Below are 19,470 nucleotides of genomic sequence, written 5' to 3' on the forward strand. Positions count from 1 at the left end.
ACTCGCGCGCGCTCACCCCAGATCGGCGCGCTGCTCGAACCGCTGGTCGAGCCCATCCCGGTGGCCGAGCTCGAGGACGCGCTCGCATCTGGCTCGACCAAACCGGGCCGCGCCGTAAAGCGCGGGGCCGACAGCCTTGCCTATCTCATCTACACATCCGGCTCCTCCGGCGCACCGAAAGGCGTCATGATCGAGCAGCGCGGCCTGTCGAACCATCTGGCCTCGCTCGTCTCCGAGCTCGGCCTTTCCTCCAAGGATGTGGTCGCGCAGACCGCGCCACAGAGCTTCGTCATCTCGGTCTGGCAGTTCCTGGCGGGACCGATGGTCGGCGCGCGCGTGCATGTCTGCTGCAACGCGGTTGTGCAGGACCCCATCTTGCTGGCGCGGGAGATCGAGCGCGAAGGCATCACGGTGCTCGAGATCGTCCCATCGCTGTTGCGCGTCATCGTCGACCGGATGGACGAGGGACAGATCCGGCGCGCCTTCGCCGGATTGCGGCTGCTGATTTCGACCGGCGAGCCGTTGCCTGTCGATCTCTGCCGGGCCTGGTTCGCCCGGTGCCCGAAGGTGCCGCTGATCAACGCCTATGGCGCTTCGGAATGTTCGGACGACGTCTCGCTGCATCGCCTCACCAAAGCGCCGGCGATCACGACCGGCATCGTTCCGGTCGGCGCCCCGCTGCCGAACACCCAACTCTACGTGCTCGACGCCAATTTCCAGCCCCAGCCGGTCGGCGTGACCGGCGAACTCTGCATCGGGGGCGCCGGTGTCGGCCGCGGCTACATCAACGATCCCGCGCAAAGCCGGCAGCGCTTTCTGCCCGATCCGTTCTCGCGCCAGGCAGGCCACCGGCTGTACCGCACCGGCGACCTCGCCCGCCGCCGCGCCGACGGGGCGATCGAATGCCTCGGCCGCGCCGACCATCAGGTCAAGGTCCGCGGCTACCGTATCGAGCTCAAGGAGATCGAGAACGCGCTTGCCGATCATCCAAGCGTGCGGGCCGGCATCGTCGAGCCGCGCCGCGAGGCGAGCGGCGACGTCAGGCTGATCGCCCATATCGTCGCAAGACCCGACAGCCGGAGCAGCGCCAGCGAGCTCCGCGAATTCCTGAAGAGCCGGCTGCCCGGCCACGCCATCCCGTCCGCATTCCTGTTCCTGGATCAGATGCCGCTCAATGCCCATGGCAAGGTCGACCGATCCGCGCTGCTGGCGCCGGCGCAACAGGAAGCCCCCGGACCCGCCGCAGCCATTCCGGCGCGGCGCTTCACCGAAAAGGTGCTCTCCGATATCTGGATCGACCTGCTCAGGGTGGACAGCATTGGTGTCACCGACAACTTCTTCGATCTTGGCGGCCACTCGCTGCTGGCAGGCCAGGCCATGGCGCGCGTGGCCCGGGCGCTCGGAGTGTCGCTGCCGATCAAGACCATCTTCGAGGCACCGACGATCGAAAGTCTTGCCCGGCGGGTCGACCAGGCCATGGCGGAGACGCCGCGCAAGCCTGCCGCAAGCCTCTCGAGCCTGGCGGCTGCGAGGCTGACCGACAGCGGCGGGCCCGCGCTCTCGATCGCGCAGGACCAGATGCTGCGGATCGAGCAGAACCTGCCGAATCTGCCGCTGTTCAACCTGCCCTTCGCCTTCCGTCTCCGAGGCCCGCTCGATACGACAGCCCTCGCCCAGGCCATCGATGATGTCGTGTTCCGGCACGAATCGCTGCGGACCGCGTTCGGCTGGAACGGCGAGGCGCCCGTCCGCCACGTCGCCGAAGCCGGCACGCTCGGCCGCGTCCTGACCATCGAGACGATCGGCGACGGCCACACCCACAACAACAAGCGGCGCAGGGCCCTGGAGCTCAGGAAGGTCAATCTCCTGATCGAACAGGAGACCTACGTTCCGATCGACAGCACGCGCGCACCGCTGCTGCGTGCCCGGCTGTTGCGGCTCCACGACGACGATCATGTCCTGCTGCTGACGCTGCATCACGCAATTGTCGATGGCTGGTCGATCGGCGTGCTGTTCGAGGAGGTCTCGAGCCGCTATGCGGCGCTGGCCGGATATCCGTCGGTGCCCCTGCCGAGCCCGCCTCCGGCTTTTTCGGATGTCGCGCGCTGGCAGCGCTGGTGGTGCGGCACCGAGGCCGCCCGCCGCCAGACGGCCGACTGGACCGAGAATTTACGCGGCGCGGCACCCGTCTTCGACGGCAAATCGACCCCCGGCGCGTCCAGCGGGCACCATCCGGTCAATCTCGAGCCTGAGCTGATCGGACGACTCACGACATTCGCCGGCCAGCACAACAGCACGCTGTTCATGGGCCTGCTCACCGGTCTGAAGGCTCTGCTGCTGGCCCGCACCGGCCGGACGGACATCGTGATCGCCACCGCCATGGCCAATCGCGCCCAGCCGGACACCGACCGAATTATCGGCCCGTTCGAGAACACCGTGATCGTGCGCACCAGAATCACGCCCGAGCTGTCGTTCGCTCAAGCGTTGACGCTCGTCCGCCAGAGCGTGCTCGACGCCCATGCGCGGCAGGAGCTGCCGTTCAACCTCCTCGCCGACCATCTGGAGCGGGAGGGGATCGATCCGGCCTCGCTGCTCCAGGTCTATTTCACGCTGCAGAATCCGCTGCGCCAGCCGCTCGATCTGCCGGATCTCGCAATGGAATCGATCGGCAACATCACGCGCGAAGGCCAGCCGGTACTGCCGATCGACCAGACCTGGCTGTCGCTGATGCTGAAAGAGCGTCCGACCGGAATCACCGGCTCATGCAATTACAAGCGCCACTTGCTGGACGACGATATGGTCGGCGCATGGATGAAGGATCTCGCCGCATTATTGGTGGCGGCCGTCGCCCAACCCACCTTGCCGCTCGGCCGATTGCTCGCTCGCATGGCGGCATGACAGGCCGTGCCAATACGGGTTCACTCGCCAAAGCTGTGAATGAGCAAGTTGCATCTTGATTATTTGGCGCCACCGCGCAAGATTATTCCTGCGTTTTGATTTGGACGATTATTTTTCAACCGGGGGAGTTGTTATGGGTTTCATCAAATTTACCAAGGGTACCTCGTTGAGCGACAAGGACCGCAAGGCCCTCCAGAAGCTGCTGGGTGCCGAGAAGAAGAAGCTTCAGTCCGCGCTGAAGGACGTCGACGCCAGCCTTTCGGTGCTGGGCGGCGGGAAGAAAGCCAAGAAGAAGAAGTAAGATTCGTCGGCCGGGACGCCGCACGAATCTTCAGGCTTCACTTTTCGGACATGGGCCGCTCGCGTGTCGAGCTGGGGTCTCGCACAAGCTTGCGCCTGTAAACCGGCCTGCAAATCGACAAGAAATCGCCCGGGTGGATCGCTAGAAGCGATCTGCTTGGATGATTCTTGCTCAGTTGTTTCTTCCGTCGGGACCGGGGAATTTCCCTCGGCCTGACGTTAAAGGCCCAATTGATGGCGCACGACAGAATTGAACTCTTTGTCGGACTGATCGAATCCATTGACGCGCCGGGCGCGGTCGAGACGTGCCGACGGCTGCTCTCCGTCGACGAGCGCCTCCGGGCCGATCGCTTCAAGTTCGAGCGGCATCGACGGCAATATATTTTCGCGCACGCCATGCTGCGCTTGGCGTTGTCGAAGGTCGCCTCCAACGTCGCGCCGTCCGACTGGTCGTTTGGAGCCGGCCGCTACGGGCGGCCGTTTGTCGCAGCGCCCGCGACCTCGACCGCGCTGCATTTCAGCCTGTCTCACGCCGACGGCTGCGTCGCCTGCGTCGTATCGAAGCATGAGACCGTCGGCATCGACGTCGAAACCGTGTCGCGGCGGGGCGCGCCGCTATCCACCGCGCTTCGCTTCTTTGCGCCGGAGGAGGTCGAAACCCTGCGCGGACTGCCGGAGCCGGCCGCGATCGAGCGCTTCTTCGACTATTGGACGCTCAAGGAGGCCTACCTGAAGGCCAGGGGCTTTGGACTCAATCTGCCGCTCGACGCCTTCGCGATGCAGGTGTCGCGCGAGGCCATCGAGATCCGCTTCAAGCCCGACATCGCCGACGATCCCGACGGCTGGCGCTTCTCGCTGTGCTCGCCGTCGCCCTCGCATCGCCTCGCGATCGCCGACGGCTCCCGCGCGACCGGCGGCCTTCCCATCAGCCGCAATGCCTGGCCGCTCCAGGAAGCCGCTGAATGACGCTCCCGCGGCTGCGCGTCTTTCCAGCAATTTCGCGCAACCGCGATCCCGGGAAATATGTCGGCGAGCTGATGCGGGTGGCGCGGTTCGCCGACAGCAACGCTTTCGAAGGCATCCTGCTGTTCGAAGGCAATGACGTGTTCGTCGAGCCCTGGGCGATGGCCCAGCACATCATGGCTGCGACGGCGCGCACGTCGCCGCTGATCGCCGTCAATCCGGTCTACATGCACCCGTTCACCGCGGCGAAATTCGTCTCGTCCCTTGCGCAGCTCCACGGCCGCAAGGTCTATCTCAACATGATCACGGGGACGGCGGTCAGCGACTTGCATGGCCTCGGCGACGACCAGCCTCATGCCGACCGCTATGTCAGGCTCGGCGAATTCGTCGCGCTGATGCGCCAGTTGCTGACAAGCCCGCGGCCGGTGAATTTCGAGGGCCGGTTCTACCGCACCAGCAATCTGCAGCTGCGCCCGCGCCTGCCGCGGGAGTTGATGCCGGAATTCCTGATCGCGGGCCAATCCGGCGCAGCGCAGCGCGTGGCGAAGGAGACGGGCTGCATCAAGATGCAAATGCTGCCGCCCGATCTGGATCGCGGGCTCGATGCACCAGGCATGAATTTCGGCATCTTCGCCCGCGAGGGACGCGACGAGGCGCGGCAGGCCGCGAAGCTACGTTTCCGCGACAATCCTGACGATCGCGAGCTGCTCGTGCTCACCATGGAAAACACCGACTCGGTGTGGAAGCGGCACCTCTATGCCGGACAGAACGCCGAGCTTCAGGACAATGGCTACTGGCTGCTGCCGTTCCTGACCTTCCAGGCCGATTGCCCCTATCTCGTCGGCAGCTATGGGGAGATCGGCGCGAAGCTGAAAGCGTTCGCGGCGAAGGGTCTGACCACTGTCATGCTCGACATGGTCGCCGACGAGGCCGAGATGCAGCATGTCTGCAAGGCCCTCACGGCGAGCGGGATGTTTTAGATACCGCTCTCCATGTCATGGCCGGGCTCGTCCCGGCCATCCACGCCTTGCGGCACGGTGTGAAGAACGAGATGCCCGGGACAAGCCCGGGCATGACGACTTACGCAGGGTGAGGCGAAGAAAAAATCACCTCACCTCTTCGAATCCCGCCAGCACCGAGGTCAGGTTCGCGCCCAGAATATCCGAGAGATAGCCGCCCTCCTGCACGAACACGGTCGGCAGGCCCATCCTGGCGATGGCCTGGCCGATGCGGCGGAAGCCCGGCGTGGTGACGGCCAATCCCTTCAGCGGATCGTGCTCGGAGGCATCGAGGCCGAGAGCGATGACGAGCGCGCCGGGGGCAAAGGATTCGATCGCCTTGCGCGCGACGTCCAGCGACTGCATGTAGCCGTCGTCACCGGTGCCGATCGGAAGCGGAATGTTGAGATTGGTGCCGAGGCCCGGCCCTTCGCCGCGCTCATGGGCATAGCCCCACACATAGGGATAGTACGCCACGGGATCGGCGTGGATCGGGATCGTGTAGATGTCGGGCCGGGCGTAGAAGATGCCCTGCGTGCCGTTGCCGTGGTGGACGTCGACGTCGAGGATCACGACGCGCTCGTGCTTCTGCCGCAGATGCGCTGCGGCAATCGCGCTGTTGTTGAGGAAGCAGAAGCCGCCGGCCATGTCGCGATAGGCGTGATGGCCCGGCGGACGGCACAGCGCATAGGTCGCGTCCTCGCCGTCCATCACCATCTGCGCGGCGGTGACCGCAACGTCGGTCGCGGCACAGGCCGCAGCCCAGGTGCCGGGACCGATCGGCGCCGCGGTGTCGGCGGTGTGCCAGCCGAGCTTGCCGACGATATGGGTCGGATAGGTCGCGGCATGGCGAACGGGGTGGATGTTGCCGATCATCTCCGGGCCGGAATCGCCGAGAGCGGTCCAGGCGTCCCAGGCTTCGCTCAGGAACGATAGATATTCCGGGCTGTGAATGCGTGCGCGCGGCCCCTGCCCGAATGTGGTCGGCTCGACCAGCTGGTGCTTGCCGTCCTTCAATCCCTTGAGCAGGCGGTCGGCGCGCTCCGGCTGCTCGGTGGTGCGCTTGACGACACCGCGGACCAGGAAGAATTGCGGATCATGGCTGCGGTGCAGTTCGGTATGGACGGCTTTCACTCAAACACTCCGTGGTCGCATGCTATTCAGGGGCGGCAGATGTCTTGATCCCCGTGGCGGCCAGATGCAAGCAAGAACAATGCCGTCTCGACCGCCTTGCGCCGGAAGCAGATCGCCCCAGGGCTCAGCAGCGCCCGCGCTGCAGACAGTGCTCGCGGCCCTGCTGATCGGTGCGGAACGACTCGATGAAGCCGCCCTGGCGCTGGGTGACGAAGACGGTCTTGCCGTCGCTGCCGCCGAAGGCAAGGTTGGTCGGCTCCTTGCCCTTCAGCGCGATCTCCCGCTCGACCGCGCCATTGGGCTTCATCAGCGCAATGGTCCCTTTGAGAATGCGCGCGACATAGAGACGGCCGGCGATGTCGGTGCGCAAGCCATCGACGGTGTCGGGTTGAAATGTCTTGACCAGCTTTGCAGCCGTCAGCTCGTTGCCGTTGATCGCATAGGACCAGATCTGGCCGCTGCCGGATTCCCCGACATAGAGCGTCTTGCCGTCGGGGCTGAGATCGATGCCGTTGGTGGTGCCCATCGCGCGCGGCGCCGACATCACTTGTCCCTGCACGGTGCCGTCGGTGGCTTTCGCAATCCGCCAGATGTGACCTTCCCTGCCCTTCCAGTTCGGATCGCTCGCATAGATCGTACCGTCGCGGGCGATCGTGATGTCGTTGGGCTGGTTCATCTCGTCGGAGTGAAACCAGATCGCCGGCTCGGTTGCCCCCTTTGGGATCGCGAAGATGTTGTGCTTCTTGTAGTCGGCGATGAACATGGTGCCGCTGCGATCGAAGCGGATGGCGTTGCCGACGCTGCCCCCGGGCAGTGCCGTGAAAGGCTCCGACGCCGCGCCGCCCGCACGCAGCCTGCCGATGGTGCCGGGCTTGCCGAAATTGACCACGAACAGATTGCCGTCGAGGTCGGCTGCCGGGCCCTCGATGCCGAAGGTGTACTCGCCGGCGGGCGTCACCTGCGCGCTTTCAAACAGCTTCGTCTCCGCTTGCGCGGACGTCGTCGCGACGACGAACAGGACGCTACTGCACAGGCACCAGAAATTCCTGCCGGATGTAATAGCCATCGCCGTCGCTGCACTCGCCATTCAAATAGGGATCGGCCGGCCGGAAGAATCGGCTGAAACCGGGTTTGTCTACAGCGCTGCTTTGTGTCACGACAACGACCTTCCCAGCCGGTATTTCGCCGCATTCCTTGTTGGTCTTGCCGAAGAACTTGCGCTGCGGCGGGCCGGGCTTGATCCGCATCCGTATGCCAGGGACCATTTTCGCGACGAGCAGGTCCGTTGTGTCGAGCAGGCGCGTGTAACCGGGCTCGGTTTTCGGCAGGCTCTCGCCACCCGGCGGCATCAGCCTCTCCGATCCGAGGCCGCGCAGGCGCGTGCGCAGCTTGCCGGAAGAGGGATCGCCCGGATAGATCCAGCCGTCCTGCGCGAGCATGAAGCGAAGCACCGCCGTGTCCTTTTCGCTCTCCGATTGGCCTTCCTTCAAGCCGAAATCGGAATGGCAGCCGAGGCAGTGCTTCTCGACGAGCCCCTTGCGCAGCGTCGTGAGGCGGCCATTGTTCTGCGCATCCCTGGCAACGAACGTCGCGAGTTGGTCGATCATCGGCTGGCTGCGCGTGTCGCAGGGCAACGGCTGAGGCGGATCACCCGCGGCGCGATCGATGCGGATCACGCTCTGGTTCTTGTCCTCGACCAGCCAGATCGCGCCGTCCTCGGCGACCGTCATGCCGACCGGCGCGCCTTGCGGCCGCGTGCCGTTGACGCGGTGCCAGCCCGCGATCAGCTCGTCGAACGGCGCGGCGGCGACCTCGCCGGCGTCGGTCCGAAAACTGCGCGTCGGCTCGGCCGCGCAGCTGACGTGATAGCGCACGGGCGCCGGGCTCGGCTTTGGGAAGCCGTGGTCATCGACGTCGTAGATCAGCAGGCGGCTGCCGGTCGGACGGTAGCCGTGCAGGCCGACCAGCAGCTTGCCGTCCAGCTCCGGGAATTTGCCGCCGTGGTAATAGAGCATCGCCAGCGGGGCGCCGTGCGGCGGCATCAATGTGAGCGGCGGCTTGTAGAGCGCATTGGCGGTGCAGAGCGACTTGTAGACTCCGGATTGCAGCACGGTCCTGAATTCGGGGCTCGGCGTCGACAGATCGTAGCAATAGGGCCAGCCATAGTGCCTGCCCTGCTCAATCGCGTTGATCTCCTCGTTTGGCTTGAAGATATCGGGCAGATCGCGGGCGTTCTCGCCCTGCAGGAAAGCGTAGCCGGCCTCGGGGAATTTCGGATGCAACGCCAGCGCCATCGAGTTGCGCAAGCCGCGCGCGTAGACGGTGTGCGGCGGATCGGGATCGCCGGGCTTCAGCGCCGGAAAGACACCGCCCGCAGGCGGGGCGAACAGCCAGATCGAGGCCATGGCGGAGGCGCCCTCGGCCGCCGCGCAAGGCTTGGTGATCGGCGCTGGCGTGATGCAGTCGTCGCTGTGCGAGCCGATATTGACGAACAGCCGCCCGCTCCGGTCGAAGGCAAACTGCTTGAGCGGATGCGCGCTCTCCTCGACCCGTGTGCCGTCGGGCAGCGCGATCCGGCGCCCGGGCATGTGGCGGATGATGGTCTCGACGGTGCCGCGCGGATTGTCGGCGAGCGGGTCGAACCGGAAGATCGTCTCGGCGGTCGAGGCGTAGAGCTTCCGGTCCGGACCGATCGCAAGACCGAACGGATATTCGAGTCCTGCGAGAAGCTCCCTGAACCGCTGCCCTTGCGGCGCGTGCGGATCGAGCAGCAGCAGCCGGCCGTCCGCGTGGCCCCAGCCCCCCATATCGGCCACCACGAACAGGTCGCGGCCGGGCACCTGGACGATCGCGCGCGGAAACCTGAGGCCATCCGCTTCGCTGGCGACCAGCCCGGCACAAAATCCGGCCTTCATGTCGATCTGGATCCTGGGAAAAGCGAGATCACCGTCGCCGCAGGTGTCCGCGCCGATCGCATAGAAGCTGCGGCGAACCGGCTCCGATGACGCCACCGAGGTGAGCCCAAGCAGGGCCGCCAAGACCCCCGCCAAAATCCCTGCACTTGTGCGCAGCCTGCGGCGTTTGCGCTCAACTGTGAAATGGCTCACGGCAGCCCCCCGGACTTCCCGCGAAAACGTCTTCCATGCCGTCCGAATGCAGTCCAGTCGAACATCACTCGCCTGTGATTAAACCTGTAACGATCTTCGTGCCGACCAATACCCGTAGATTCCCTCACCGGGTTCGACCCGAATGTTTCGCGAATGCTTCGGGTGGTATCGCTTTGCCATCCCAATTGCTCCGCCAGGAGGCGCATATGGTCCAGGTCTATTTTCACTGCTCCAACACCGAGGGCACCCTGATCGACCGCTACGGCGCCGCCGTGTCCAATCTCACCGAGGCGCGCGACCGCGCCTCGCAGATCATGCGGTCGATGATCCTGACGCCCAGCAGCGAAGACTGGCGCGACTGGGTGATCCATGTCAGCGACGACGACGGCGAAGAGATTTTCGATCTGCCCTTCACCGCCATGCTCGGCAAGCCGCATTGAGGTGATGCCATGCTGATCGCGTCCCTGAGCCTGCTCCGTCACCCCCTCAGCTTCGTCGCCACCAAATGGCAGACGCTGGTCCGGGTTGCCGGCAACCCCTACCGTCCCGAGCTTCACTACATGCGCGGGCCTGGCCCGAAATGGCGCGCCAAGTATCAGGCCAGCCGGCTGAACCGCCCGCTCTGAGGGGCAATCGTCCCGCATCGCTCTCCAAAGGCGTCGAGCCCGGGTTCGTCCCGGGCTTTTTTGTCTTCGGACGCTACCTCCCCGTAAACCTCGCCTTGCGCTTCTCGACGAAGGCATTGCGGCCTTCGACCGCATCCGCGGTCTTCCGGACCTCGGCCTGGAGCTCGATCTCGCGGCGGAATTGCGCCTCGTAGCTCGCGTGCTCGCTCTCCTCCACCAGCAGGCGCGTTGCGACCAAAGCGCGCGTCGGGCCCTCGGCGAGACGGCGCGCCAGCGTCAGCGCTTCGTCCATCAGCTTGGCATCGTCGACGACCTGCCGCACCAGGCCGATCTCCCGGGCGCGCTCGGCCGTCAGCGGCTCGTTCAGCAGCATCAGCTCGAGCGCGCGCTGCCGGCCGATCAGTCGCGGCAGCAGCCAGGTCGAGCCGAGATCCGGCACCAGCGCGATGCGGCTGAACACCTGGATGAAGCTCGCCGACCGGGCCGCGACGATCATGTCGCCGGCCATGGCCAGGCTGAAGCCGCCGCCGGCAGCCACCCCGTTGACGGCGACGACGACAGGCACGCGGCACTCGCGCAGGGCCTTGAAGGCCGGCCAGTAGAACCGCATGACGCCGGCCGCGATGTCCTCGCCGAGCGCCTCCGACGCCTTCAAATTCTGTCCTGAGCAAAATCCGCGCCCTGCGCCGGTGAGGATCAAGGCTCGAACCCCCTCGTCCTCGGTCATCTCGCCGATGGCGCCTGCGAGCGCGCCGAGCAGGTCCGGCGTCATCGCGTTCAGGCTTGCCGGCTCGTCGAGCGTCAGGATGCCGACCGCACCCTCCCGCGCCTGTTTCACACCAGCCATGCCGCGCCTCCCTTTCGATGTTCTCGTTGTCGGCAATGTGCCATTGTCCGCGCGCTTCGCCAATCGCGAAGCAAGTCAGCGCAACGAAGCCAGCACAGAACATCAAGCGACATCATGCCTCATCAGTTCAGCCTCAACCAATCCGTCCGCAAGCCCGCCGTCACATCCAAAGGCGGCATCGTCGCCTCGCAATCGCGGCGGGCGGCCGAAGTGGGAGCAGAGGTGCTGGCGGCGGGCGGCGACTGCGTCGACGCGATCGTGGCAACCACCATGGCGCTGAACGTGCTGGAGCCCTGGAATAGCGGGATCGGCGGCGGCGGTGCGATGGTGCTCTACCGTGCCAAGGAAGATCGCACCGAGGTGATCGACTACGGCATGAGCGCGCCGCAGAGCCTGCGCGCTACCGACTATCCGCTCAGCGGCGAGGGCGCCGCCTCTGACCTGTTTCCGTGGCCGCGGGTGAAGGATGATCGCAACATCCATGGCCCCGGCTCGATTGCCGTCCCCGGCGTCGTTGCCGGAATGGAAGAGGCGCATCGCCGCTACGCCAGGATGCCATGGAAGGATCTGGTTGCCCCGGCAGCCAGGCTCGCCGGCGAAGGCCTGCTGGTCGATTGGTGGACCACGGTGACGATCTCGGGCTCGGCCGCCGACCTCAGGCGCTATCCCGCCAGCGCGGCGGCATATTTGAAGAACGGCCTGCCGCCGACCGCGCCATGGGGCATCAAGGCCGAGACGCGACTGCCGCAGGACGCCTTGAAGGCGACACTGTCACATCTCGCCGAGGCCGGACCGCGCGATTTCTACCAGGGTGATCTCGCCAGGAGCATTGCGTCCGACATCAAGGCCGACGGCGGCTCGCTGTCGGTGGAGGACCTCGCCGCATTCCGCGCGCATCTGCGCGAACCGCTGGCGATCCCCTATCGCGGCGGCAAGGTGTTCGCCACACCGGAGCTCACCGCGGGGCCGACGATGGCGCATGCGCTGCGTCTGTTGCAGGAGAGCTGGACGCCCGCAGGCGCGCCCGATGCCGGCGCCTATGTCGAATACGCACTTGCGCTGCAAGCCGCCTTCCGCGAGCGGCTCAAGGACATGGGCGATGCCGACGGCAAGCGCTCGCTCGGCGCCGAATATCTGGCGCCGGCCTGCACCACGCATTTCTCGGTGGTCGACCGCCACGGCAACATCGCGGCGGTGACACAGACGCTGCTGTCGTCCTTCGGCTCGCGATATGTGACGCCGCACACCGGCATCACCATGAACAACGGCATCATGTGGTTCGACCCGACGCCGGGCACCACCAATTCGCTGGCTCCCGGCAAGCGCTGCCTTTGCAACTACACGCCCGTCATCGCCGAGACGAAGGATGGCAAGCGCCTCGCCGTCGGCGCCTCCGGCGGACGCCGCATCCTGCCGTCGGTGATGCAGCTCGCATCCTTCGTGATGGATTTCGGCATGGATCTCGATGCGGCCATCCATCAGCCGCGCATCGACGCCAGCGAAGGCGCGATCGTGATCGGAGATGCCCGACTGCCGGACGACGTGCGCAAGACGTTGGCGGCGCGCTTCGACTATGAAGAGAGCCGGGTGCAGACGTTGCCGCAGAAATTCGCCTGCCCGAGCGTCGTCATGCGCGAGGGCGACGTCAATTCCGGCGCTGTCGAGATCTTTCACCCCTGGGCCGACGCGGTCGCGGAAGGTTGAGCGCGAGCATCGCTGCTTCGATTCTGCCAGCGCGCGTTGAGTGCGCGCGCGACTGCGCATCCAGGCGAGCATCACGACTCCTCCACATTCGCAGGGAACTTAGCTGCGCACCGTTCGTTCGTTAAACGGACAAATGCGCTCACCCCCGTGGAGGACATTATGAAGAAACTTGCGCTCGCTGCGTCGCTGGTCATTGCGGCCGGCTTTACATTGACCGGCCCTGTACTAGCCAAGGGCGGCCATGGCGGCGGTCATGGACACGGTCATGGTCATGGGCATTCGATGGGCCATCATCACCATGGCACGCCGCCTGGATGGTCGCGCGGACGCAAGGTCGGCTGGCGCGGTCACGGCTGCCCACCCGGCCTGTGGAAGCAGGGCCGCTGCTGACGCCCAATATCTATCGATGATGCAAGGCGCCGCTCCTCACTGGGCGGCGCCTTCTCACATGCCGAGCCGGTCCCGCACGCGCCCCGCGATCACGGCGGTCGTCACGCCCACCGGCCAGAACGCGTGCATCGGGATCGGCTTGATGCCCGTGATGGGCATGTCGATCTCGGCCTTGGCGCCGCCGATCAGCCGGCGCGCGAGCTGCGCCCCCATCGCGGTCGCGAGCGCAACGCCGCGGCCGTTGCAGCCGAGCGAGATCAGGACGCCCTCGGCGGGCTCATGCACATGCGGGTAGTGGTCGCTCGTGATGGCGAGCCGGCTGTTCCAGCCGTGAGTCCAGGACACGCCTTTGAGCTGCGGCCATAGCCGCTCGGCGTAGCGCATGAGATAGGCGACGTCGTTCGGCGACTTGATCCAGCGCATCGGCCCGCGGCCGCCCATCAAGAGGCGGTTGTGCTGGTCGATGCGGTAGTAGACCGTGATGTGGCCGCTCTCGTAGAGCACGGAGCGCGTCGGCATGATCGAGCGGGCGACTGCGTCGGAGAGCGGCGCGGTAGCGGCGATCGACGAGAACACCGGCACGATGGTGCGGCGGAGCGCCGGCCAGAGATCGTCGGTGAAGCCGTTGGTGGCGAGCAGGACCTTGTCGGCATGAACCAGCGCACGCGGCGTTTCGATGCGCCAACGGCTGCCATCGCGACGGAGCGACAGCGCCGGCGTCTCGCCGAACACTTTCGCGCCCGCCGAGATCGCGGCGCGCGCGAGGCCGCGGGCGTAGCTGAGCGGATGCAGATCGCCGCCGCGCGTGTCCAGCATGGCGCCAATGTAACGGTCGGTGCCGGTCATCTCGCGCAGCTGCTCGCGATTCAGATATGACACCGGCATGCCGCGGCGGATGCATTGCTGCGCGGTCTTCTCGATCGCGGCGGCGCTGGCCTCGTGATAGGCGGCACGCAGCGTGCCGCTCTGCCGCGCCTCGCACGGGATCTGGTAGCGGCGGATCAGCTCGTGCGTGAAGTCAGTGGTGCCGTAGGCGAAGGTGATCATGCGGCGGCCGAGATCGGCCCCGAAGTCCGCTTCGATCTGGTCGGGGTCGTGCTTCAAGCCGGGATTGGTGTGGCCGCCATTGTTGCCCGACGCACCCCAGCCCGGCTCCTGCGCCTCCAGCACCAGCGCCTTGACGCCCTGCTCCGCCAGATGCAGCGCAGTGGAAAGCCCCGTATAGCCGCCGCCGACGATCGCGACCGAGACGTTCTTGTCGGCATCGAGCGGCGGCGTGGCGACCGGCGCGACGGCGGTGTCGGCATAGAGTGAGGGCGGCAGAGGCAGGCGCGTCATGGCGAAGACCGGTCAGAGCGGATGCAGCACGCGGCGCAAAAAGTCCTGCGTGCGCGGATGCTGGGGTTGATTGAGCAGCGCCTTGGCCGGCCCCTGCTCGACGATGACGCCACCGTCGATGAACAGCACGCGGTCGGCGACATCGCGGGCAAAGCCCATCTCGTGCGTGACGACCACCATGGTCATGCCGTCGTCGGCGAGCTTGCGCATCACGCCGAGCACGTCGCCGACCAATTCGGGATCGAGCGCCGAGGTCGGCTCGTCGAACAGGATCGCCTTGGGCTGCATCGCCAGCGCCCGCGCGATCGCGACGCGCTGCTGCTGGCCGCCGGACAGCTGCGGCGGATGCGCATCAGCCTTCTCGGCGAGCCCGACCTGGGCGAGCAGCGCGCGGCCGCGCTCCAGCGCTTGCGCACGCGGCTCCTTCTTCACATAGAGCGGCCCTTCGATCACGTTCTCCAGCGCGGTGCGATGCGGGAACAGGTTGAAGCGCTGGAACACCATCGAGACCTGGGTGCGGATGTTCACGATCGACGGCGCGTCACGATCGACCTTGAGGCCCTCGACGCTGATCTCGCCGCGGTCGTAGCTTTCCAGCCCGTTGATGCAGCGCAGGATGGTGGATTTGCCGGAGCCCGAGGGACCGACGATGCAGACCACCTCGCCCTTCTCGACCGACGCCGTGATGCCCTTGAGCACCTCGACCTTGCCAAAGCTCTTGTGGATGTCGTTCAGCTCGATCATCGCTTGCCGGCCCGCTTCTCGAAGTGACGGACCAGCAGGATCAGCGGAATGCTCATGGTCAGATACATCAGCGCCACCAGCGTGAACACGTTGGTGTTCTTGAAGGTCGAAGACGCGATCAGCTTGCCCTGCAGGGCGAGCTCGGCCACCGTGATGGTCGAGGCTTGCGAGGAATCCTTCAGCATCATGATCATGACGTTGCCGTAGGGCGGCAGCACGATGCGCACGGCCTGCGGCAGCACCACGCGCCGCATGGTCAGCCACCAGCCCATGCCGATCGACTGCGCGGCCTCGATCTGGCCCTTGTCGATCGCCTCGATGCCGGCGCGAAAATTTTCCGCCTGGTAGGCCGAATAGGCGATGCCGAGGCCGAGGATGGCAGCCTGCAGAGCACTGAGCGTGACGCCGAGATCGGGCATCACGAAGTAGAGGTAGAACAGCAGCACGATGATCGGGATGCCGCGGATCACGTTGATCAGGCTGGCGCTGAGCATCGACAGCGCCTTGATGCCGGAGACCCGCATCATCGCCCAGATCAGGCCGAGCGCCGTCGAGAGCAGCAGCGAGCCGATGGTGACGACGATCGTCAGCGCGACGCCGCTCATCAGGATCGGGAAAAACTCGGCGGCGTCGTGCCAGAAGCCTTTCATCGGCAAGCCTTCATCGAAAAGCCTTCTTCAATCAGCTTCTGTCGATCAGCCTTGTGCCTTCAGGCCCCATTTACCCAGGATCTTGTCGATGCTGCCGTTGGCCTTGAGCTTCGCCAGCGAGGCGTTGATCTTGCCGAGCAGCGCAGTCTCGCCCTTGCGCACGCCGATGCCGACCGAGCCGACGGTGACGGGCTTGTAGCCGTCGACGAGACGCACCTCTGGGAATCCGCCCTGCTTCAGATTGTAGGCGAGGATCGGATAATCGGCGTAGCCGGCCTTGAGGCGGCCGGTGTTCACGTCGCGCAGGATGTCGGGGATGGTGTCGTAGGCTTTCACCTCGGCGAACAGGCCGGTCTTCTTCAGCGCGTCGACGAAGGCGGTGCCGACCTGGGCGCCGACCGTCTCGCCCTTCAGATCGTCCTGCGTAGCATAGGCCTTGGTATCGCCCTTCGGCACCACCAGGCCCTCGCCATAGGTGTAGATCGGATCGGAGAAGTCGACGACCTCCTTGCGCGGCGGCGTGATGAACATCGCGGCGGCAATGATGTCGATCTTGCTCGAGGTCAGCGAGGGGATCAGGGCCGAGAACTGCATCGGCTCGATCTGCACGTTGAAGCCGGCATCCTTGCCGACCTCGGTGATGAGATCGACCATGATGCCCTGGATGGTGTTGGTCTTGGTGTCGAGGAAGGTGAAGGGAATGCCCGTCGGCGTCGAGCCGACCTTCAGCACCTGCTGCGCCGAGGCCGGCACGACAGTTGCAATCGCGAGTGCCGCCATCGCGGCCTGAACAATACGCTTCATCGCATCCCCCTTTGGGTGTGGCCGATGGCGACGCACGCGCATGCCGTGATCAGACGTTGTTCTGATCAGACGTTGCGGGCCGCACCGTTTCGGCCTATTTTCACCAATATGAAAATTTGGTCACACTTTCGCGGACGATGCAAGTGGTTTTCATGCACATGAAGGAAGCGGTTTGACGTGAGCGGTGGCAAAAGAATGCGCAAACCGGCCGCCGCAAAGCCGGCGAAACAGGCGAAAGCCAAAGCCGTGACCAAGCCGGCCGAGCCCGCGATGGACGTCGCGGTCGGCCGCCGCATCCGCGATCTCAGGCGCATCAGGCAATTCTCCCTGGAGAGCGTCGCAGCGCGCACCGAGCTGTCGATCGGCTTCCTCAGCCAGATCGAGCGCGGCCTGTCATCACCCTCGCTGCGCGTGCTGGCCACCCTCGCCGACGTGCTCGGCGTCGGCATCGCCGCCTTGTTCGGCGCAAGCCCGAACGCCGACGGCGCCTCCGACCAGGTGGTGACACGCGGGCTGCAGCGGCCGGAGTTGAAGCTCTGGCGCACCGGCGTGTCCAAACAATTGCTGAGCCCGGCGAGCGCCGACAACAAGCTCAACCTGTTCCTGGTGCATCTGGAGCCCGGCGGCTCCACCGGCGACGAGCTCTACACGCATGACGGCGAGGAGGCCGGCCTCGTGCTCGAAGGCGAGATGATGCTGACAGTGGACAATGAGACCTGGTCGCTGAAGACCGGCGACAGCTTTCGGTTCGCCAGCCGCAGGCCGCACCGGTTTTCCAATCCGGCGCAGGATGCGAAGGCCGTGGTGCTGTGGGTCAACTGCGTGACGGGGGCGGGGTAGTTTCGCCGAACGCCATCTGCTGGCATGATGTGGGGGCATTCTACGCGAAGGGCCACGTCGATGGATGACCTCATCATCGCTGCGATACGGCGGCGGCTGAAGACAAAGGCCACCGATCTGGGCCGGCCTCCGCGCGCCGGACTGATCCCCGGCAAGACCGGCGATATGGCCTCCGACGAACGGCATCTTCGTTTCCGGCTGCCGCCCCTCCTGAGGCGAATATATGCCGATATCGGCAACGGAGGTTTTGGCCCCGGATACGGACTCATCGGACTGACGAACGGCGTTCCCGACGATACCGGCAAGACGGCCGTTGAGATCTACGAGATGCTCCGGAGCGCCTCAGAGCTGGCTTGGCCGGATGGCCTTCTGCCGATCTGCCATTGGGGATGCGCCATCTACTCCTGTGTCGATTGCCTCGACCCGGATTTCCGGATGCGGATATTCGATCCCAACGGTCACGATGGCGATGACTGGACCGACGCATTCTTCGAGGAGTCCCTCAGCTTCGAAGACTGGATCACATCGTGGGCATCTGGCGTCAATCTATGGGATGCCATGTACGGTGATGATGGCCATATCGCCCGGATCATGTCCGCACGTCGCGCGCGGCATTGACGCGCGGGTCGCGAACTCATCCCGTCATCAGTCGGGGCGCATAAAGCGGCCATCTCAGCAGCAACGGCTCTGCCATTGCGACGAGGGTGACGGTGATGGATTTGGACGCGCGCTGCCTCCGCACTGTCATTGCGAGGAGCCCTTGCGACGAAGCAATCCAGACTGCCTCCGTGGAGGGATCCTGGATTGCTTCGCTGCGCTCGCAATGACGGACTGAGAGGGTCTACCCGAACCGGTGATTATACCGGTCCACTGTCAGCGCAGTCACGTCGATGTCCGGCTTCTTGCCCGACAGCATGTCGGCGAGCACGCGCCCCGAGCCGCAGGACATGGTCCAACCGAGTGTACCGTGGCCGGTGTTGAGGTGGAGATTGGCGTATTGCGTCGGGCCGATCACGGGCGGACCGTCCGGCGTCATCGGGCGCAGGCCGCTCCAGAACGTCGCCTTGTCGAGATCGCCGCCGCGCGGAAACAAATCGGTCAGCGAATGATCGAGCGTGGCGCGCCGCGCGTCGTAGAGCTTGTCCGAATAGCCCGAGATTTCGGCGGTGCCGCCGACGCGGATGCGATTCCCCAAGCGCGTGATAGCGACCTTGTAGCTTTCGTCCATCACGGTGGATTCCGGCGCGCCCGAGGCGTCCTTGATCGGCACCGTGATCGAATAGCCCTTCACCGGATAGACCGGCAACGAAATGCCGAGCGGGGCTGCGAGCCGCGACGAATAGCTGCCGAGCGCGAGCACGTAAGCGTCGGCCTGCAACATCCCGGCACTGGTCGCGACACCGCTGACGCGCGCGCCCTCGGTGACGATGCGGTCGATCGAGGTCTTGAACATGAAGCGCACGCCGAGCGCCTGGGCGTGCCTGGCCAGCGCCTGCGTGAACATGTGGCAGTCGCCGGTCTCGTCCTGCGGCAGACGAAGCCCGCCGACGAACTTCTCCTTCACCCCAGCGAGCGCCGGCTCGACCGCGATGCAGCCCTCGCGGCTCAGCACCTCGAAGGGCACGCCATATTGCTTGAGCACGGCGATGTCCTCGGCCGTGCCGTCGAGCTGCGCCTGGTAGCGGAACAGCTGCAGCGTGCCTTGCGAGCGCTCGTCATACTGAATGCCGATATCGCGGCGCAGATCGCGCAGGGAATCGCGGCTGTATTCCGCGATCGGGATCATCCGGCTCTTGTTGACGGCGTAACGCGCGCTGGTGCAGTTGCGCAGCATCTTCAGCAGCCAGACCCACATGACGGGATCGAGCTTCGGCCGGATCACCAGTGGGCCGTGCTTCATCAGAAGCCACTTCACCGCCTTCACCGGCACGCCGGGGCCGGCCCAGGGCGAGGAATAGCCCGGCGAGACCTCGCCGGCATTGGCGAAGGAGGTCTCCAGCGCCGGCTCGGGTTGACGGTCGACGACCGTCACCTCGTGGCCGGCACGTGCGAGGTAGTAGGCAGAGGTGACACCGATGACACCGCTGCCGAGGATCAAGACTTTCACGCTTCGTCAAACTCCCGCGG

Annotated in this window: 20 protein-coding genes; 10 read left to right on the top strand and 10 right to left on the bottom strand. The window is 65.5% G+C overall.

Translation table 11 applies throughout. The features are described 5' to 3' along the window. Both SE92_RS17240 and SE92_RS36680 read left to right on the top strand, forming a co-directional pair. Window positions 1-2,898 (top strand): condensation domain-containing protein (locus SE92_RS17240; protein ID WP_157095895.1); only part of this gene is annotated, 2,898 nt, incomplete at its 5' end. A 133-nt stretch (window positions 2,899-3,031) separates the two neighbouring features. Then, the gene (locus tag SE92_RS36680; RefSeq protein WP_198172667.1) at window positions 3,032-3,199 is read left to right on the top strand and encodes a hypothetical protein; all 168 of its coding nucleotides are present in this window, start codon (window positions 3,032-3,034) and stop codon (window positions 3,197-3,199) included. Window positions 3,200-3,417: 218 nt separating this feature from the next. Here the strand turns inward: SE92_RS36680 and SE92_RS37150 are convergent, their stop codons facing one another. After that, window positions 3,418-3,567: a hypothetical protein gene (locus SE92_RS37150; protein WP_245324628.1), complete on the bottom strand. Its 150-nt coding sequence runs from the start codon at window positions 3,565-3,567 to the stop codon at window positions 3,418-3,420. Window positions 3,568-3,594: 27 nt separating this feature from the next. Here SE92_RS37150 and SE92_RS17245 point away from each other — a divergent pair, with 27 nt between their 5' ends. Both SE92_RS17245 and SE92_RS17250 read left to right on the top strand, forming a co-directional pair. Continuing rightward, entirely contained in the window at window positions 3,595-4,164 is a 570-nt protein-coding gene (locus tag SE92_RS17245) for a 4'-phosphopantetheinyl transferase family protein (RefSeq protein ID WP_245324629.1), read from the top strand. Next, on the top strand, window positions 4,161-5,141 hold the full coding sequence (locus tag SE92_RS17250) for an LLM class flavin-dependent oxidoreductase (protein WP_063196860.1): 981 nt from the start codon (window positions 4,161-4,163) through the stop codon (window positions 5,139-5,141). Before SE92_RS17245 ends, SE92_RS17250 begins: the two co-directional genes overlap by 4 nt. 126 nt (window positions 5,142-5,267) lie before the next feature. Here SE92_RS17250 and SE92_RS17255 read toward each other — a convergent pair whose 3' ends face one another. The 3 genes from SE92_RS17255 to SE92_RS17265 all read right to left on the bottom strand — a co-directional run bounded on the left by SE92_RS17255 (window position 5,268) and on the right by SE92_RS17265 (window position 9,400). Then, window positions 5,268-6,293, bottom strand: a complete 1,026-nt coding sequence (locus SE92_RS17255) for a histone deacetylase family protein (protein WP_063196862.1) — start codon at window positions 6,291-6,293, stop codon at window positions 5,268-5,270. Window positions 6,294-6,417: 124 nt separating this feature from the next. Next, window positions 6,418-7,359, bottom strand: coding sequence for an SMP-30/gluconolactonase/LRE family protein (locus SE92_RS17260; protein WP_063196863.1), 942 nt, complete (start codon window positions 7,357-7,359; stop codon window positions 6,418-6,420). Beyond that, entirely contained in the window at window positions 7,316-9,400 is a 2,085-nt protein-coding gene (locus tag SE92_RS17265; RefSeq protein ID WP_063196865.1) for a PQQ-dependent sugar dehydrogenase, read from the bottom strand. Before SE92_RS17265 ends, SE92_RS17260 begins: the two co-directional genes overlap by 44 nt. A 206-nt stretch (window positions 9,401-9,606) precedes the next feature. Here SE92_RS17265 and SE92_RS36685 point away from each other — a divergent pair, with 206 nt between their 5' ends. Beyond that, window positions 9,607-9,840, top strand: a complete 234-nt coding sequence (locus SE92_RS36685; protein WP_063196867.1) for a DUF6894 family protein — start codon at window positions 9,607-9,609, stop codon at window positions 9,838-9,840. Between the two features lie 9 nt (window positions 9,841-9,849). Beyond that, window positions 9,850-10,026 (top strand): hypothetical protein, encoded by a 177-nt coding sequence (locus SE92_RS36690; protein ID WP_198172669.1) that lies wholly within the window; start codon window positions 9,850-9,852, stop codon window positions 10,024-10,026. Window positions 10,027-10,099: 73 nt separating this feature from the next. Here SE92_RS36690 and SE92_RS17275 read toward each other — a convergent pair whose 3' ends face one another. Further along, on the bottom strand, window positions 10,100-10,873 hold the full coding sequence (locus SE92_RS17275) for an enoyl-CoA hydratase-related protein (RefSeq protein WP_063196869.1): 774 nt from the start codon (window positions 10,871-10,873) through the stop codon (window positions 10,100-10,102). Between the two features lie 114 nt (window positions 10,874-10,987). Between SE92_RS17275 and SE92_RS17280 the strand changes: the two genes are divergently transcribed. Then, complete coding sequence (locus SE92_RS17280) at window positions 10,988-12,577, top strand: gamma-glutamyltransferase family protein (protein ID WP_063196871.1); 1,590 nt, start codon at window positions 10,988-10,990, stop codon at window positions 12,575-12,577. Window positions 12,578-12,736: 159 nt separating this feature from the next. Next, entirely contained in the window at window positions 12,737-12,967 is a 231-nt protein-coding gene (locus SE92_RS36695) for a hypothetical protein (RefSeq protein WP_084251838.1), read from the top strand. A gap of 54 nt (window positions 12,968-13,021) precedes the next feature. Here SE92_RS36695 and SE92_RS17285 read toward each other — a convergent pair whose 3' ends face one another. From SE92_RS17285 to SE92_RS17300, 4 genes are read right to left on the bottom strand one after another with little or no spacing between them, the layout of a single operon-like run. Further along, window positions 13,022-14,305: an NAD(P)/FAD-dependent oxidoreductase gene (locus SE92_RS17285; protein ID WP_063196872.1), complete on the bottom strand. Its 1,284-nt coding sequence runs from the start codon at window positions 14,303-14,305 to the stop codon at window positions 13,022-13,024. Between the two features lie 12 nt (window positions 14,306-14,317). After that, complete coding sequence (locus SE92_RS17290; protein WP_063196874.1) at window positions 14,318-15,049, bottom strand: amino acid ABC transporter ATP-binding protein; 732 nt, start codon at window positions 15,047-15,049, stop codon at window positions 14,318-14,320. After that, window positions 15,046-15,699 carry an amino acid ABC transporter permease gene (locus SE92_RS17295; protein ID WP_063196876.1) on the bottom strand — a complete coding sequence of 218 codons (654 nt, stop codon included), beginning with the start codon at window positions 15,697-15,699 and terminating at the stop codon, window positions 15,046-15,048. The genes SE92_RS17290 and SE92_RS17295 overlap by 4 nt, the downstream gene beginning before the upstream one ends. 45 nt (window positions 15,700-15,744) lie before the next feature. Then, complete coding sequence (locus tag SE92_RS17300; RefSeq protein ID WP_063196878.1) at window positions 15,745-16,503, bottom strand: ABC transporter substrate-binding protein; 759 nt, start codon at window positions 16,501-16,503, stop codon at window positions 15,745-15,747. 195 nt (window positions 16,504-16,698) lie between these two features. On the opposite strand from SE92_RS17300, the gene SE92_RS17305 reads away from it, so the two are divergent. Beyond that, entirely contained in the window at window positions 16,699-17,343 is a 645-nt protein-coding gene (locus SE92_RS17305) for a helix-turn-helix domain-containing protein (protein ID WP_063196880.1), read from the top strand. A gap of 60 nt (window positions 17,344-17,403) precedes the next feature. Then, window positions 17,404-17,961: a hypothetical protein gene (locus tag SE92_RS17310; protein WP_063196882.1), complete on the top strand. Its 558-nt coding sequence runs from the start codon at window positions 17,404-17,406 to the stop codon at window positions 17,959-17,961. 223 nt (window positions 17,962-18,184) lie between these two features. On the opposite strand, the gene SE92_RS17315 is transcribed toward SE92_RS17310, so the two are convergent. Next, window positions 18,185-19,450: a D-amino acid dehydrogenase gene (locus SE92_RS17315; RefSeq protein ID WP_063196884.1), complete on the bottom strand. Its 1,266-nt coding sequence runs from the start codon at window positions 19,448-19,450 to the stop codon at window positions 18,185-18,187. Window positions 19,451-19,470 lie beyond the last annotated feature (20 nt).

Source organism: Bradyrhizobium sp. AT1 (assembly GCF_001590795.1).
Classification (GTDB): domain Bacteria; phylum Pseudomonadota; class Alphaproteobacteria; order Rhizobiales; family Xanthobacteraceae; genus Bradyrhizobium.

Excerpts from the sequence above, each read along its gene's own strand:
- SE92_RS36685 (WP_063196867.1), top strand. The coding sequence starts at position 9,607 with ATGGTCCAGGTCTATTTTCACTGCTCCAACACCGAGGGCACCCTGATC.
- SE92_RS17305 (WP_063196880.1), top strand. The coding sequence starts at position 16,699 with ATGCGCAAACCGGCCGCCGCAAAGCCGGCGAAACAGGCGAAAGCCAAA.
- SE92_RS36690 (WP_198172669.1), top strand. The coding sequence starts at position 9,850 with ATGCTGATCGCGTCCCTGAGCCTGCTCCGTCACCCCCTCAGCTTCGTC.
- SE92_RS17300 (WP_063196878.1), bottom strand. The coding sequence starts at position 16,503 with ATGAAGCGTATTGTTCAGGCCGCGATGGCGGCACTCGCGATTGCAACT.
- SE92_RS17310 (WP_063196882.1), top strand. The coding sequence starts at position 17,404 with ATGGATGACCTCATCATCGCTGCGATACGGCGGCGGCTGAAGACAAAG.
- SE92_RS17245 (WP_245324629.1), top strand. The coding sequence starts at position 3,595 with ATGCTGCGCTTGGCGTTGTCGAAGGTCGCCTCCAACGTCGCGCCGTCC.
- SE92_RS17285 (WP_063196872.1), bottom strand. The coding sequence starts at position 14,305 with ATGACGCGCCTGCCTCTGCCGCCCTCACTCTATGCCGACACCGCCGTC.
- SE92_RS17250 (WP_063196860.1), top strand. The coding sequence starts at position 4,161 with ATGACGCTCCCGCGGCTGCGCGTCTTTCCAGCAATTTCGCGCAACCGC.
- SE92_RS37150 (WP_245324628.1), bottom strand. The coding sequence starts at position 3,567 with ATGCCGCTCGAACTTGAAGCGATCGGCCCGGAGGCGCTCGTCGACGGA.
- SE92_RS17280 (WP_063196871.1), top strand. The coding sequence starts at position 10,988 with ATGCCTCATCAGTTCAGCCTCAACCAATCCGTCCGCAAGCCCGCCGTC.
- SE92_RS17290 (WP_063196874.1), bottom strand. The coding sequence starts at position 15,049 with ATGATCGAGCTGAACGACATCCACAAGAGCTTTGGCAAGGTCGAGGTG.
- SE92_RS17260 (WP_063196863.1), bottom strand. The coding sequence starts at position 7,359 with ATGGCTATTACATCCGGCAGGAATTTCTGGTGCCTGTGCAGTAGCGTC.
- SE92_RS36695 (WP_084251838.1), top strand. The coding sequence starts at position 12,737 with ATGAAGAAACTTGCGCTCGCTGCGTCGCTGGTCATTGCGGCCGGCTTT.
- SE92_RS17295 (WP_063196876.1), bottom strand. The coding sequence starts at position 15,699 with ATGAAAGGCTTCTGGCACGACGCCGCCGAGTTTTTCCCGATCCTGATG.
- SE92_RS17275 (WP_063196869.1), bottom strand. The coding sequence starts at position 10,873 with ATGGCTGGTGTGAAACAGGCGCGGGAGGGTGCGGTCGGCATCCTGACG.
- SE92_RS36680 (WP_198172667.1), top strand. The coding sequence starts at position 3,032 with ATGGGTTTCATCAAATTTACCAAGGGTACCTCGTTGAGCGACAAGGAC.